16 protein-coding genes are annotated in these 14,954 nt (G+C 34.8%); 8 read left to right on the top strand and 8 right to left on the bottom strand.

Annotation, left to right across the window (positions count from 1 at the left end; translation table 11 throughout):
• The first annotated feature begins 36 nt into the window (after window positions 1-36).
• From glcT to ptsP, 4 genes are all read left to right on the top strand, one after another.
• Window positions 37-885 (top strand): glucose PTS transporter transcription antiterminator GlcT, encoded by an 849-nt coding sequence (gene glcT, locus Q9B79_RS09330; protein WP_306183657.1) that lies wholly within the window; start codon window positions 37-39, stop codon window positions 883-885.
• A 339-nt stretch (window positions 886-1,224) separates the two neighbouring features.
• Window positions 1,225-3,288, top strand: coding sequence for a PTS glucose transporter subunit IIABC (ptsG, locus tag Q9B79_RS09325; RefSeq protein ID WP_098667430.1), 2,064 nt, complete (start codon window positions 1,225-1,227; stop codon window positions 3,286-3,288).
• A 135-nt stretch (window positions 3,289-3,423) separates the two neighbouring features.
• Window positions 3,424-3,687: a phosphocarrier protein HPr gene (gene ptsH / locus Q9B79_RS09320; protein WP_000411080.1), complete on the top strand. Its 264-nt coding sequence runs from the start codon at window positions 3,424-3,426 to the stop codon at window positions 3,685-3,687.
• A complete protein-coding gene (ptsP, locus tag Q9B79_RS09315; RefSeq protein ID WP_306183652.1) occupies window positions 3,687-5,399 on the top strand; it encodes a phosphoenolpyruvate--protein phosphotransferase in 1,713 nt (570 codons plus the stop codon). The genes ptsH and ptsP overlap by 1 nt, the downstream gene beginning before the upstream one ends.
• A 97-nt stretch (window positions 5,400-5,496) precedes the next feature.
• Here the strand turns inward: ptsP and Q9B79_RS09310 are convergent, their stop codons facing one another.
• From Q9B79_RS09310 to Q9B79_RS09300, 3 genes are all read right to left on the bottom strand, one after another.
• A complete protein-coding gene (locus Q9B79_RS09310) occupies window positions 5,497-5,874 on the bottom strand; it encodes a DUF3915 domain-containing protein (protein WP_306183650.1) in 378 nt (125 codons plus the stop codon).
• Between the two features lie 196 nt (window positions 5,875-6,070).
• On the bottom strand, window positions 6,071-6,289 hold the full coding sequence (locus Q9B79_RS09305) for a hypothetical protein (RefSeq protein WP_000100487.1): 219 nt from the start codon (window positions 6,287-6,289) through the stop codon (window positions 6,071-6,073).
• Between the two features lie 290 nt (window positions 6,290-6,579).
• Window positions 6,580-7,197, bottom strand: coding sequence for a nitroreductase family protein (locus Q9B79_RS09300; protein ID WP_306183647.1), 618 nt, complete (start codon window positions 7,195-7,197; stop codon window positions 6,580-6,582).
• 331 nt (window positions 7,198-7,528) lie between these two features.
• Here Q9B79_RS09300 and Q9B79_RS09295 point away from each other — a divergent pair, with 331 nt between their 5' ends.
• The 4 genes from Q9B79_RS09295 to Q9B79_RS09280 all read left to right on the top strand — a co-directional run bounded on the left by Q9B79_RS09295 (window position 7,529) and on the right by Q9B79_RS09280 (window position 11,269).
• On the top strand, window positions 7,529-8,821 hold the full coding sequence (locus tag Q9B79_RS09295) for a GGDEF domain-containing protein (RefSeq protein WP_306183645.1): 1,293 nt from the start codon (window positions 7,529-7,531) through the stop codon (window positions 8,819-8,821).
• Between the two features lie 90 nt (window positions 8,822-8,911).
• Window positions 8,912-10,048 (top strand): serine hydrolase, encoded by a 1,137-nt coding sequence (locus tag Q9B79_RS09290; protein WP_306183644.1) that lies wholly within the window; start codon window positions 8,912-8,914, stop codon window positions 10,046-10,048.
• A 4-nt stretch (window positions 10,049-10,052) separates the two neighbouring features.
• Window positions 10,053-10,931: an NAD(P)-dependent oxidoreductase gene (locus Q9B79_RS09285; RefSeq protein ID WP_306183642.1), complete on the top strand. Its 879-nt coding sequence runs from the start codon at window positions 10,053-10,055 to the stop codon at window positions 10,929-10,931.
• 5 nt (window positions 10,932-10,936) lie between these two features.
• Entirely contained in the window at window positions 10,937-11,269 is a 333-nt protein-coding gene (locus Q9B79_RS09280) for a DUF3909 family protein (RefSeq protein ID WP_306183640.1), read from the top strand.
• Window positions 11,270-11,339: 70 nt separating this feature from the next.
• Here Q9B79_RS09280 and Q9B79_RS09275 read toward each other — a convergent pair whose 3' ends face one another.
• The 5 genes from Q9B79_RS09275 to mtnW form a co-directional block, all read right to left on the bottom strand.
• Window positions 11,340-11,615, bottom strand: coding sequence for a hypothetical protein (locus tag Q9B79_RS09275; RefSeq protein ID WP_306183637.1), 276 nt, complete (start codon window positions 11,613-11,615; stop codon window positions 11,340-11,342).
• 305 nt (window positions 11,616-11,920) lie between these two features.
• The gene (locus Q9B79_RS09270) at window positions 11,921-12,433 is read right to left on the bottom strand and encodes a 1,2-dihydroxy-3-keto-5-methylthiopentene dioxygenase (RefSeq protein WP_306183635.1); all 513 of its coding nucleotides are present in this window, start codon (window positions 12,431-12,433) and stop codon (window positions 11,921-11,923) included.
• On the bottom strand, window positions 12,411-13,049 hold the full coding sequence (locus Q9B79_RS09265; RefSeq protein WP_306183633.1) for a methylthioribulose 1-phosphate dehydratase: 639 nt from the start codon (window positions 13,047-13,049) through the stop codon (window positions 12,411-12,413). The genes Q9B79_RS09270 and Q9B79_RS09265 overlap by 23 nt, the downstream gene beginning before the upstream one ends.
• Window positions 13,046-13,705 carry a 2-hydroxy-3-keto-5-methylthiopentenyl-1-phosphate phosphatase gene (mtnX, locus tag Q9B79_RS09260; protein ID WP_306183631.1) on the bottom strand — a complete coding sequence of 220 codons (660 nt, stop codon included), beginning with the start codon at window positions 13,703-13,705 and terminating at the stop codon, window positions 13,046-13,048. Before mtnX ends, Q9B79_RS09265 begins: the two co-directional genes overlap by 4 nt.
• Window positions 13,702-14,946, bottom strand: a complete 1,245-nt coding sequence (gene mtnW / locus Q9B79_RS09255) for a 2,3-diketo-5-methylthiopentyl-1-phosphate enolase (RefSeq protein ID WP_306183629.1) — start codon at window positions 14,944-14,946, stop codon at window positions 13,702-13,704. The genes mtnX and mtnW overlap by 4 nt, the downstream gene beginning before the upstream one ends.
• Window positions 14,947-14,954: the final 8 nt, after the last annotated feature.

Raw genomic sequence — 14,954 nt, 5'->3', positions numbered from 1 at the left:
TAAAAGCAGGCTATTTAAGGACGAGGGTGGTGTTATATGAGTAAATATCTAGAAATTAAAAAAGTTTTAAATAATAATGTCATCATTGCTAGCCATCCTGAACACGAGGAAGTAGTAGTGATTGGTAAAGGGATTGGCTTTGGAAAAAAAGCAAAAGACGTGTTGGAGCAAGAACAAATTGAAAAAATGTTTGTTTTAAAAAATGAACGTGACCGTGAACAATACAAACTGTTAGTGCCGCATGTGAGTGAAAAATTAATTGAATTAATGAATGATATTATGTTTTATATTCAAGAAAAAGCGAAATCACCATTAAATGAACATATTCATATCGCTTTAACAGATCATATTTCTTTTGCGATTAAGCGATTAAAACAAGGACTTACCATTGATAATCCTTTTTTAGTTGAAACGAAAATGCTCTATCCAGAAGAATATGAAATTGCTGAAGGTGTTGTAGACCTTTTAAATTCTCGTTTGCAAATTACATTGCCAGAAGGAGAAATTGGTTTTATTGCACTTCATATTTATAGTTCACTTACAAATTCAGATTTATCTTCAGTTAATCAAAACTCTCGTCTCATTGCACAGCTTGTATCTTTAATTGAGACAAACTTACAAATTACATTAGACCAAGAAAGTATCCACTATTTACGCCTTATCCGTCATTTACAATATGCGATTGAACGGGTGAAAAAAGGGGAGAAAGTAGAGGAATCACAAAGTTTTGCTGATTTATTGAAGGCAGAATATCCTGTCTGTTATAATTTAGCTTGGAAGCTAGTTAAGGTCATGCAAAAAGAATTACAACTTCCTGTTTATGAAGCAGAGAGCATATATTTAACGATGCATCTGCAGCGCTTAGTAAAGGCAGAGCATGTGTAAAAAGACATATAGTTTTGTCTAAAATGAAAACGTTAAAAAAAATCATTGAATCGCTTACAATAGTTATGTATAATAACTATTGCAAAGTTATACAAATTTCGACAAACACATTAAGGTAAATAAAGAAAACGTTTGCCTTAATTATAGTGAACTTATACGTAAACCTATTTTTGACACGTGTTACTGATTCGATCAGGCATGAGTGGAGAAAAGTAAGGAATGTAAGCTAGAGAAAGGGATATACTACCCTTTGTATAGCTATCGTTCTATCTTTTTTTCCTCATGCCTTTTTGGCGTTTGTCGGAAGGTATCAATATAGATGAGAGAGGAAGGGTTTCCATGTTTAAGAAGATCTTTGGTGTTCTTCAAAAAGTCGGAAAAGCGCTTATGCTTCCAGTAGCGATTTTACCGGCAGCAGGTATTTTACTTGGATTTGGTAATGCATTTCAGAATCCACAGTTAACAAATGTTATTCCTGCTTTAAAAGCCGATTGGTTCGTAATGGTAGCAAAAATTATGGAACAATCTGGTGATATTATTTTCGCTAACCTTGCATTATTATTCGCAGTTGGGGTAGCAATTGGTTTAGCTGGTGGAGATGGAGTAGCTGGTTTAGCAGCATTCGTCGGCTACTTAATTATGAACAAAACGATGAGTGTGTTCTTAGAAGTAGACAAGCTAGTGAAAGTAACAAGTTCTGGAGCAGATCCAGTGAAAATTGGATTTACTGATCCAGCATATGCAAACGTATTAGGAATTCCAACACTACAAACGGGAGTATTTGGTGGTATTATCGTCGGTATAGTGGCGGCATATTGCTATAATAAATACTTCAATATTGAATTACCATCATACTTAGGTTTCTTCGCAGGTAAGCGTTTCGTACCGATCGCAACTGCAACATTCTCTTTAGTAGTAGGTATTATCATGTGCTTCATTTGGCCATACATTCAAGGTGGCTTAAATACGTTCTCACATCAAATGATTGATGCGAATAGAACGTTAGCAGCATTTATATTCGGTTTAATTGAACGTTCATTAATTCCATTTGGATTACATCACATTTTCTATTCACCATTCTGGTTCGAATTCGGTCAGTATACAAATGCAGCTGGCGAATTAATCCGTGGTGACCAAAAAATCTTTATGGCACAGTTAAAAGACGGTGTAGAATTAACAGCAGGTACATTTACAACTGGTAAGTATCCGTTCATGATGTTCGGTCTTCCAGCAGCAGCATTAGCAATGTACCATGAAGCACGTCCAGAAAATAAAAAATTAGCAGCTGGTATTTTAGGTTCTGCTGCATTAACATCATTCTTAACAGGTATTACAGAACCACTTGAATTTTCATTCTTATTCGTAGCACCAGTATTATTCGGAATTCACGCAGTATTCGCTGGTCTATCATTTATGACAATGCAAATTTTAGGTGTTAAAATTGGTATGACATTCTCTGGTGGTTTAATCGACTTCCTATTATTCGGTGTGCTACCAGGCCGTACAGCATGGTGGTGGGTAATTGTTGTTGGTCTTGTACTAGCAGTTATTTACTACTTCGGATTCCGCTTTGCAATTCGTAAATGGGATTTAAAAACACCTGGTCGTGAAGTAGCAAATGCGAATGACGGCGCAGGAAAAACAGAAGCTGGTGAACTTCCTCGTGAAGTATTAGTAGCACTTGGTGGTAAAGAAAACATTGCTTCTTTAGACGCTTGTATTACTCGTTTACGTGTTCAAGTTAACGAACAAAAGAATGTAAACAAAGACCGCTTAAAAGAGCTTGGAGCAGCTGGTGTACTTGAAGTTGGAAATAACATTCAAGCTATTTTCGGACCGAAATCTGACACATTAAAATCACAAATTCATGATATTATGTCAGGTCGTACACCTCATATTGAAAAAGAAGAACCTGTAAAAGTAGAAGAGGCACCTCAAAAAGTTGATGAAAATGAAACAATCGTTTCACCAATCGAAGGGAAAATCTTACCAATTACAGAAGTACCTGATCAAGTATTCTCAGGGAAAATGATGGGAGACGGATTTGCAATCGAGCCAACAGAAGGGACAGTAGTTTCTCCAGTTAACGGTGAGATCGTTAACGTATTCCCTACAAAGCATGCGATTGGTATTCAATCTGAAGGTGGAAAAGAAATTTTAATCCACTTCGGTATTGATACAGTAAAATTAAATGGTGAAGGTTTTGAAGCACTTGTAGCACAAGGCGACAAAGTGAAACAAGGACAACCATTATTAAAAGTAGATCTTGCATTTGTAAAAGAAAATGCACCATCTATCATTACACCAATTGTCTTTACGAATTTACAACAAGGGCAACAAGTCGAATTGAAAAAAGATGGAAATGTTAAGAAGGGCGAAAACGCTATTATTGACATTCAGTAGGAATTTGACGCAAAATGTTTATAATTATAATAGGCGATGTGGTTGACCGAACATCGCCTATTATATACAATAGATGATGTAGTACTCACGTCTATACAACTAAAAAATACTGTAATTTAAAGGAGATAAATTATCATGGAAAAAATCTTTAAAGTAACTAGCGACTCAGGAATTCATGCTCGTCCAGCAACTCTACTTGTAAACACTGCAAGCAAATTTGGTTCTGACATTAACTTAGAGTATAACGGAAAAAACGTTAACTTAAAATCAATCATGGGCGTTATGTCTTTAGGCATTCAACAAAACGCAGAAATTAAAATCACTGCAAATGGTGATGATGCAGCTCAAGCACTAGCAGCTATCGAAGAAACTATGAAAAACGAAGGATTAGGAGAATAATGACTCTTAACATTCAAGGGATCGCTGCATCAAGTGGGATTGCTATTGCAAAGGCTTTCAGACTTGAGAATCCTGAATTTAACATCGAAAAGAAATCAATTACAAACGAAGCTGCAGAAATTGCACGCTTAGACGCTGCGCTTGAGAAAGCAAAAACTGAATTAGAAGCTATTAAGGACCACGCTTTTGCTGAGCTAGGTGCTGACAAAGCTGCGATCTTTGAAGCACATTTATTAGTGTTAAATGATCCAGAACTAGTAAACCCAGTAAAAGATAAAGTAAATAGCGAAAAAGTAAATGCTGAATTTGCAATGGATGAAGTTGCATCAATGTTTATTTCTATGTTTGAAAACATGGATAACGAATATATGAAAGAACGCGCTGCGGACATTCGTGACGTAACAAAACGCGTTCTTGCACATTTACTAGGCATTAACTTCTCAAATCCAGGTACAATTTCTGAAGAAGTAATCATCATTGCTGAAGATTTAACACCATCTGATACAGCTCAGTTAAACCGTAAGTATGCAAAAGGTTTTACAACTGATATCGGTGGACGTACATCTCACTCTGCAATTATGGCTCGTTCTATGGAAATTCCAGCTGTTGTTGGTACGAAAGTTGTTATGGAGAAAATCCAAAACGGCGATATCGTAATCATCGATGGTTTAGATGGAGAAGTAATTGTAAATCCATCAGAAGAAACTCTTCGCTCGTTTGAAGAAAAGAAAGCGAAATTTGAAGAGCAAAAAGCTGAATGGGCAAAATTAAAAGACCAAGCTACTGTAACAAGTGATGGACATCACGTTGAGCTTGTTGCAAATATCGGAACACCAAATGATGTACAAGGTATTATCGATAATGGCGGAGAAGGCGTTGGTTTATACCGTACAGAATTCTTATACATGGGCCGTGACAATCTTCCAACAGAAGAAGAGCAGTTCGAAGCGTATAAAGCAGTTCTTGAAGGTGTAAAAGAAGGTCAACCTGTTGTTGTTCGTACACTTGACATCGGTGGAGATAAAGAGCTTCCATACTTACATTTACCAAAAGAAATGAACCCATTCTTAGGATACCGTGCAATTCGCTTATGTCTTGATGAGCAAGATGTGTTCCGTACACAACTTCGTGCATTACTTCGTGCTAGCGTATACGGTAACTTAAAAATTATGTTCCCAATGATTGCAACTCTTGATGAGTTCCGTCAAGCAAAAGCAATCTTATTAGAAGAGAAAGCGAAGCTTGAAGAAGCGGGTACAACTGTTTCTGATTCTATTGAAGTTGGTATGATGGTTGAAATCCCAGCTTCAGCAGTATTAGCAGATCAATTCGCAAAAGAAGTTGATTTCTTCTCTATCGGAACAAACGACTTAATTCAATACACAATGGCTGCAGACCGTATGAACGAACAAGTATCTTACTTATACCAACCATATAACCCATCTATTTTACGTCTTGTAAAAATGGTTATCGATGCTGCTCATAAAGAAGGCAAATGGGCTGGTATGTGTGGTGAGATGGCAGGCGATTCACTTGCTATCCCATTATTATTAGGATTAGGTTTAGATGAGTTCAGTATGAGTGCAACATCTATTCTTCCTGCAAGAACACAACTAAGCAAGTTGTCAAAAGTAGAAATGGAAACATTAGCAGAAAAAGCATTAATGATGTCAACTGCTGAAGAAGTTGTTGAACTAGTTAAAAGCATATAATCAATAAAAAAACCTGAGTCGATTTGAAATCGGTCTCAGGTTTTTTCTATGAGAAAAGTAAATCTTATTTTCTTACTATAGAGGATAAGGAACAGAATTAGATAGCGATAGCAACGATATCAGTTGGGCATACACGTAAAATACCAGTAAAAGTATTTCGGTTTTGATTGTTCTTATCGTCTTTATTGTTATCTTTGTTGTCTTTGTTATTACGAGCTAAAGCAGAGAAAAGAGCAACACCGTTAGCGAAACCTTCAAAAATTACATTGTTGAATGTGCCGTTACCTCTAATGCTTAAAAGAGAAAGCTCTGTTCCAACTGAAATGTTAGCAAGTACGTTACATACAGCAGGTCGTTGTGGTCTAACTTCTTCTCTCTCTTTCTCGCGATGTTCGCGATGTTCGCGATGGTCACACTCTCTTTCACGATGATGACAGTCTCTAAAGTTATCACAGCATCCAAATGATCCAAACATAATCCTCATCACCCCCTTCACACTTATAATCTATGTAAGTTCGGTAGTGAGTGACTGGACAGAGAGTGGAATTTTTTCTAGGGGATTTTCTCATTTTAAATGACTAGCTGGGTGTTTATTACGGGATGATGTTTAAAATAGGATAGATATCACAAAAAAATGTAAAGACCACCGAAATGAATGAAATAGGTAGCCTTTACACTTTTTTGCTTTTATATAAAACGATGATATATACAGGAAGAGCTAGGAGTAGTGGTACAATGGATCGTGCAGTATGTTTTTCTGATTCTAATTGGAACGCTTCTTCTTTAGGAAATTGTAATACTGAAATGTTTGCAGCATCTCCAATAAAATATAGAAGCAGTACAGTTACTATGTAACATAAAAGTGCAATAAAGCTTCCGTATGAACTCAATGAAAATCCCTCTCTTGTTATCTATTTGTTATCATTGTATCATAATTGTAACAAAAATACACGGTTATATTTCGATACTTTAACAAAATTCGACATGAAACGTCATTTATACATATGGAAATAGCATGAAATTTACTGTTTTTTTAGTTGTAGATGTCGAATTATACATTGTAATATTACGGGTGTGTGACAGAATAAAAAAGAAACGAAGGTAATAAAATTACCTTCGTTTCTTTTTTATTCGTATGAAAGTGAAGTAAAACCCTCACATTGATTCCAGTTTCACTTTATTATTTTGCCCATTCACTCACTTGCTCTACGCTCATTCGTGGTGCAGGATGGCCTTTTAAAGTTGATTCACCAATTGTAATGAGCATAATTGGTATGTAGCGAGATGAAACGTTGAATTCTTCTGTAAGTGCTTGTGGATTGAAGCCACCAATAGCACAAGTATCCCAGCCAGTTGCTTTAGCTGTAAGCATAAGTTGCATTGCTGCTAAAGATGCATTTGAAAAGGCTGCATCTCTTGGGAATTGCTCGCGAGCATATGCAGACTCAATATTTTTAGCTAAGCGCTCTTTTGCTTCTTCTTTCATAAATCCTTGTTCTACAATTGGACCATAAACTGGTTCAACATTTTTATAAGCTTCTAAATCACCTAAAATAGCGACTACAGCAGAAGCATCAAGAATTTGTTGTTGGTTATAAGCAATTGGATGTAATCGTTTCTGTACATCTTCACCTTGGAATACAAGGAATTTCCAGTGCTGCAAGTTCCAAGCAGAAGGTGCTTGAGCAGCTCCTTTTAAAATCTCGTGTAACTCTGTAGATGAAATTTCTTTCTCTGGGTTGAATGCACGTGTAGATGTGCGTTCATATAGGACGTTAAAAAAGTTATCGTTTGTCATTATATATCCTCCAAATTACATATCAAATAATGAAAAAATATATGTAAAATATTCTACTTACATTTTGTAAGTTATCGAATTTAAGAATATAATATCTTTATTTTAATTGTCAAGTTTTAAAGCGGAAGCTAGGGCATTCATACAAACGATACAATTCCTATAATCATACACTAAAAAAGGAATTTATAGAGTGAAAAAGCGAAGATAACATTCTCAATTAGCTTGTTAACATGTATTCCTCACTCATTAACGTTTTTAGAGAACAGCCTTTTATAAAATGTTTGTGAGGAATTCAGTAGAACAAGATATATGAAGTGAGTGAAGACTAGTGATGAACATACTACATTTTTTATTAGAGAATACGGTTTTTCAAAATGTATTACAAGATCTTCAGTTAAATGTCCTTTATATAGAAAATGGATGCACACATCAACAAACGATAGAAAATATCCATCCAAAATGTATGTTTATAGCAAATAGTTTTGAAGAAGGAGAAGTATTGTTTCAGAGGACTAAACCACATATTGTAATTATGTATGTAACAGATTTTTCTCAAATAAAATATATAAATAATATGTATAATCGACAGAGTACATTTATTGTCATTTGGGATCAACAAATAACAAGCGAGTTTGCAGAGTTGCTTACGTTAGGAATACGTAATATTGTGATAGCACCTGTGACTCCACAAATGGTGTTAGAGGAAGTGAATAAAAGTTTATATCAGCTTTCTTTAGTGCGACAAGTAAGTTTGCAACAAGAACTTCTTCAAACGATGTTTGATTTTCGCAATGATCTATTATTCATAGTAGAAGACGATGAGATTGTTGATTGTAATACAAATTTTTTAGAGTTTTTCGGATATGAAAATTTGTTTGCCTATCGTGAGCAACATTTAGTATTTGCTGAACATTTTATTAGAGAAAATGGATACTATTCAACAACCCATGATATAACATGGTTAGATGATACACTATCATATGATAGAAGAATTAAGATGTCCAACTATGAAGGAGAAGTGTCAACTTTTTTATTGCGTGCGACACCATTGCCAGAAGATTTATCAAGATTTATTGTGAAGTGTACAGAGATTACAGAATTAGATGAAATCTATCAAGAACAAGAAAGGCTTGCTATGATAGATTCATTAACAGAGATTTATAATCGTTTAAAGTTCCAACAAATACTAGAGTCAGAATGGGATAATGCGATGCGTAATAATGAAAACATAGCACTTATTTTATTTGATATAGATAATTTTAAAGCAGTAAATGACACGTATGGCCATGATTTTGGTGACTTAGCGTTAATTCAGCTTGCAGAGCTTATGAAATCTAAAGTGGAGGAACAACATGTATTTGCTAGGTGGGGCGGAGAAGAATTTATTATTTTAGTAACGAATACAGTAGAAAAAGAAGCATTTCAGGTTGCGGAATCATTACGCTTTTTCATTGAAACAAAGCAATTCTCAGGAATTTCGAAATTAACAGCGAGTTTTGGAGTTGCATTATATGAAAAAGGGATTACAAGAGAAGAATTAATGCAACGAGCGGATATTGCATTATATGAAGCGAAAAAAAATGGAAAGAATCAAGTATGTGTGTATAGAAAAGAAAAAATGTAATTTTTCGCAACAAATTGTTGCGATTTTTTTTTATTGTTTGATAATAGGATAGGGGGACAATTTTTAGCGAAGGAATTATGGAGGATTAATATGATAAAAAAAGTAATGGTCATGGCTTCACTGTCTGCTATAGTTGGCGGCGGAGTATACTATTTTCTTGTTAACCCCAATATAAAGGAAAACACTGTATTAACAACTAAAGTGAATCCTACTATTGAATCGGAAGTACAAGGGAATATAGAAGAAAAAGAAGAGCAACAAATTGATTATGCTAGCATATCTCAAAAATTAGATCAATATTTAGTCGGAAAGCAATTCAATGGAACAGTTTTGGTAACAGATAAAGAGCATGTTATATTGAATAAAGGATATGGGTATGCTGATGTTCAAAATAAAATAGAAAATACGCCTCACACAAAATATCGTATCGGTTCTATTACGAAAACAGTTGTTGCCACATCTATTTTACAGCTGCAAGAACAAGGGAAATTGAATATTCAAGATAATGTGAATAAATATATTCCTTCATTTCCGGAGAATAAAAATATTACGCTATATCATTTGTTAACGCATACCTCTGGTTTACCTGAACACGCAAAAGGCAATGTTAATGCTGCTTCCCGTTTACAGTTAATGAATTGGATTGGACGTCAAAATTTAGAATTTCCTGCAGGAACAGGTTGGAGATATACAGATTATAATTATATGGTGCTTGCTTATATAATAGAACATATATCGAAAAAACCTTTAGGAGATTACATAAAAGAAAACATATTTGTAAAAGCAGATATGCATGAATCTGGTATGGGAAATATGGTACCTGGAGATAAAAATTTTACAAAGGGTTATGTGAAAAAAAATCAAGAGCTTGTACCAGCGCAGAAGTTAGGCATGGATTGGCTATATGGTTGTGGTGAGATGTATACGACAGTTGGAGATATGAAGAAATTAGACGAAGCAATTATAAATGGAAAACTTCTTTCTGAACAAAGTATACAAGCGATGTTTTCACCTTCAGCAGAACGGAAATATGCATTTAGTTTTTATATATATCCAGATTATTTTCATAATCATGGTGTATTATCTGGTTGGAACACTTTCAATAATTTTAATAAAGAAAAAGGAACTTTTGTTATGTTATTTTCAAATGTGAAAAATAGTATGGATGATGACTTTAATAAAGAGTTCCGAAAGATGGTAAATGATTTATTAGAACAAAGGGGATGAGAAAATGGAACATAAAACTTTATCAATAGGTTTCATTGGTATTGGCGTAATGGGAAAAAGTATGGTTTATCACTTAATGCAAGATGGTCATAAAGTATATGTATATAATAGAACGAAAGCAAAAGCAGATTCTTTAGTGCAAGATGGTGCACATTGGTGTGATACACCGAAAGAGTTAGTAAAGCAAGTTGATGTTGTAATGACGATGGTTGGGTATCCACATGATGTAGAAGAAGTATACTTTGGGATAGATGGAATTTTGGAGAATGCAAATGAAGGCACGATAGCAATTGATTTCACGACATCTACACCAACATTGGCAAAACGTATTAATGAAACTGGTAAAAGTAAGAATGTATATACGTTAGATGCACCTGTATCTGGAGGAGACGTTGGTGCGAAAGAAGCAAGACTCGCAATTATGGTCGGTGGAGAGAAAGAAATATATGAAAAATGTTTACCGTTATTTGAAAAACTAGGAACAAATATTCAGTTACAAGGGCCAACTGGAAGTGGACAACATACAAAAATGTGCAATCAAATTGCGATTGCTTCTAATATGATTGGTGTATGTGAAGCTGTTGCTTATGCGAAAAAGGCTGGATTAGATCCTGATAAAGTATTAGAGAGTATTTCAACGGGAGCAGCAGGTAGCTGGTCATTAAGTAATTTAGCTCCTCGAATGCTAAAGGGAGATTTTGAACCAGGTTTTTATGTAAAGCATTTTATGAAAGATATGAAGATTGCTTTAGATGAGGCTGAAAAATTGCAATTAGCAGTACCAGGTTTAAGTTTGGCGAAGGAATTGTATGAAGAGCTAATAAAAGATGGGGAAGAAAATAGCGGAACACAAGTGTTATACAAAAAATACATAAGGGGGTAAATGAAATGGATCTTCAAAAATTTGATGAGATGATTGATGCTGTGCAACGAGCAACTTGTATACAGATTAATGAAAAACAAAAAGAAGCGTTTAAACAAAAATATGATTTTGAACCGGAATTCGAATATGGAAAAGATGAAAAAGAGCATTACGTTATTCGAACTTCAAAAAAGATGCTGGAAGAAATGGAATTTTATTTGGCATTGAAATATGACCGAGATGGAGTTGACCTTTATATGCAAGCAGAGATTGACGGTATAAGCCACGTATCTGTTAGCTATAGTGAAGATGCCCTGCATTTACAAGAATTATTTCAATTTCTAGAAGAAAATAAATAAATAAATAAATAAATAAATAAAAGTCCTCATGTGAGGACTTTTATTTATTTAGGTATATTTCATTTTATACTTATAAGCTAGAAGCACGGCGGCATCGTTCGATTGGGAATGGAATAACTTGTGCGATATGATTAGGACCGAATTGTTTTGTACGAGCATGGCGTACTATATAAAATGCACACAGAACTGAAACAGGAATAGCACCGAACAAGCCGAAAAATAAAGCGCTTACACAAGATGCAACAAAACCTAAAACACCAACTTCCAACTCTTCCATAATAGCTCCTAGAATAACAGGAAGTGCTCCACACGTAACCCCTAGTATAAGTGCGATAAGTAAACTCATGATTATCCCCCTCTGTTTGCGATATTCTTTTCCTTCTTATTTAATTGTAGTATATCATATATAAAACAGAATTTTCAGAAAAAAATCAAAAAAAGTTCAATAAATGTTCAAAAAGTGTTAATAAATATACTTGAAAAATGGAAGGGATAGATTGTGTTAAACGGAAGGAATCATACGGTTAGAGCCATAAAAAATCAGGCTTATTTCATTTTTGAAATAAGCCTGTTCCATAGGAGGATGTATATATGTAGAGTGAATAAAAGGTTGGAAAAGGGGGTCCAAGACCTTTTATTCAACTGACTACCTTAATAGATTGGCACCCAGCCTCCAGTTGTAACAAAAATACGAATAGCTACAACTTGACGATCTTCTTGCAAGGTAAAATAATGTCTTGCATTTTCAGGAACAGATATGAGATCGCCTGGCTCAAGTTCAACGTCAAAGAACTTTCCATCTTTTCCTTCAATGGCAAAGATGCCATGACCACTAACAATAAAGCGAACTTCATCATCAGTATGATGGTGTTCTTTTTGGAAATTAATTAATAATTCGTCAAGGTTAGGTGTGCTATTTGAAAGTGAAATTACATCATGTGCTTTATAACCTCGGCGCGCTGAAACATCAGCGATTTCTTTTGAGAACACAGCTAATATTTCAGCTTTGTTTTCATCTGTTAAAGAATAATTTTCATTTAAATGAGTAGGAAGCTTTGAGATGTTCCATTTCTCATATAAAACACCTTCTTCTTGTAGAAATTTAGATACTTCCACTTCATTTTCAATGCGAGTATTTACTTCATGAATACGAATTTGCGCCATTAGAAACGCCTCCTTGAATTGATAATAGTTTTATATGAAATTGGAATAAAAACTCATAAGCTTCTAATCTTTTCTTTGCATCAAAGCTATCTCGGCCCCATACGGTAATACCATGGTTACGGATTAATACTGCTCCCGAATCGCCTTGTATATGCTTTCGGAAGTTTTCTCCAAGCGTTGGGATATGGGCATGGTTTTCGATAATAGGAATGTTAATTGTTGCGTCTTCTTCCCAAATATCAAGAGCTTTAATAATTTCTTGATTTTGAAGGGTAACTGCATCACTATATAAATTTGTGATGACATTGTTATCAGTTGTATGAACATGAAGTACACATCCGGCATTCGTATTGTTATAAATATGTGTATGCAATATTGTTTCTGCTGAAGGACGTAATTCAGTCTCTAATACGGGAACTCCTAGATGATCCACTAATAGAAAATCATCTGGAGTTGTTTTTGTTTTATCTTTACCACTTGCTGTAATGAGAAAAGTGAGCGGTTCATGATTAACCTTTATAGAAATATTACCACTCGTTGCAGGAAACCAATTCCGTGTTGTTAATTCTTTTTTTATCTCGCTTAAGTCATACCATTGACGAAAAAGTTGTTTCATAATTTCACCTCCAACAAATGCTTTAATGCAGCTTGAACATCGTAAAATGTTTCAAAAGGTGTATAGGCGATATGATTCTCTTCACACTTTGTAATAAGGAAGTCACGGGCAAATACTTTATCTGCTTGTTTCGCAGCTTGTAAATCAGTAATGGAATCTCCAATTACAATATGGAAGTCATTCATATCACTTAATTTACGGATTAAAGATGATTTACATAATCCGCAATGATTTTGACAATGATGATCACAAGGATGAGGCCAATTAACGGTAATGTATTCATTTGAAAAATCTGTTTCATTACAGTAAATTTGCTCTTTTGGAATAAGTCCTTGCAAGAGTGGATAGACGAAGAAATCCATTCCACCTGATATAACATAAAAAGAAATGTTATTTTCATTTACAAATTGTATAAATTCATGAAAACCACTACGGATCTCAGCAGTCTCTATTAAAAACTGAATGATATCATCTTGTAGATTAGTAGGTATGAATTGAAATAATTGAGAAACACCTTCTTGAATAGATAGCTCTTGTGATAAAATTCTATTCTTTACTTCTTCAGCTTCTGGTGGTGCGAATTTTTCCATAATGGACATAATGTTATCATTATTTGTAATTGTGCCATCGAAATCACAAAATACTTGAATACTCATAATTTCACCTCATGAGAGGGATTTCCCCATATTTGTAGTGCACTATGCAAATTTATGTCATCTACTTCATGAAGAGGTATATGTTGCAAAGTAGCATTAATTGCAGTACGGAAGGCTTTACCGCCTCCCTGCGCTCCATTCGGATGTCCGTGTATTCCGCCGCCAGCATTAATAACAACATCTTTACCGAAATCTCGTACAATAAAGGGAACGAAACCAGGGTGAATACCAGCAGACGGAACGGAGAAACTCTTCTTGAAAAATGCATCGTTTTCAGTTAAATATTTTGAGATAGCAAGAGCTTCTTCTTTTTCTAGCGCAACACTTCCGTATGGAGAGGGGAATAATGAAAAGTCAGCCCCAGCATAACGTAATAGCTTTCCGAGTAATAATGGAGATGAAACTCCATATAACTTGGATGCTGAGTAAGCACCACTTACAGCAGGGTGTGCCATAATAGGAACTGGGATTTCATCATCTTCTGCAAGTGATTGTAGCACATCTAGTCCGTAAGCAAATACGTTAAATAATAGAATATCAGCCCCAGCTTGCACTGCACGTTTCGCATTTTCTTTTAAATCAAAAGTTCGTCCTGTTAAATTTACGGCATATAACGTTTTATGTCCGTACGTTTCATAAACGGATTGTAAAACTTCTTTTCCAGATACAATGCGTTTCGTAAGTGGTGTTAACGTATTCTCAAATAATATTTCATCATCTTTTACGATATCTACACCACCAATTGCTTGATCGCGTAATTGCGTTTTTAAATACCCAATATTCCGTCCAATCATCCCTTTAAAAATACTCATTAAAAGAGGGCGCTCATACACTTGTAAAAGGTTTCGAATACCATCTATGCCGAACTTTGGACCAGGAAAATGTTTTTTTAACTCGTCTGAAAAAGTTAAGTCAATTAATTTTACTTCGCCATCAAGTGATAGCTTTCCGAATGTAGTTGTTAAAATAGCTGGTAAATCTGGACTGAAGTTTAATAAAGGATATTCAATTTTAATAATCCCTCGTTTTACCTTTTTACGTAAATACGAATTGGTATGTTCTTGGTCAGCTAATTCCTCAACATGAATGACGTTGCCTTTATGTTGTTTTAATTGTTCTTGCAATAAATGTGGCAAATGTGTCCAAGAGCCAATCGTTAAACCGAGTGCAATTTGCTCAGCCTTTTTTTCTAAGTTATGTGAATCATCATGGATTAAATACGTCGCTATAATTCCGCTCATTGTTATAA

Origin of the sequence: Bacillus sp. MHSD_36 (assembly GCF_030757775.1) — a bacterium.
Lineage (GTDB): Bacteria > Bacillota > Bacilli > Bacillales > Bacillaceae_G > Bacillus_A.
Note: the sequence above shows the minus strand (reverse complement) of the source record. Positions and strands in the feature narration are given on the sequence as shown.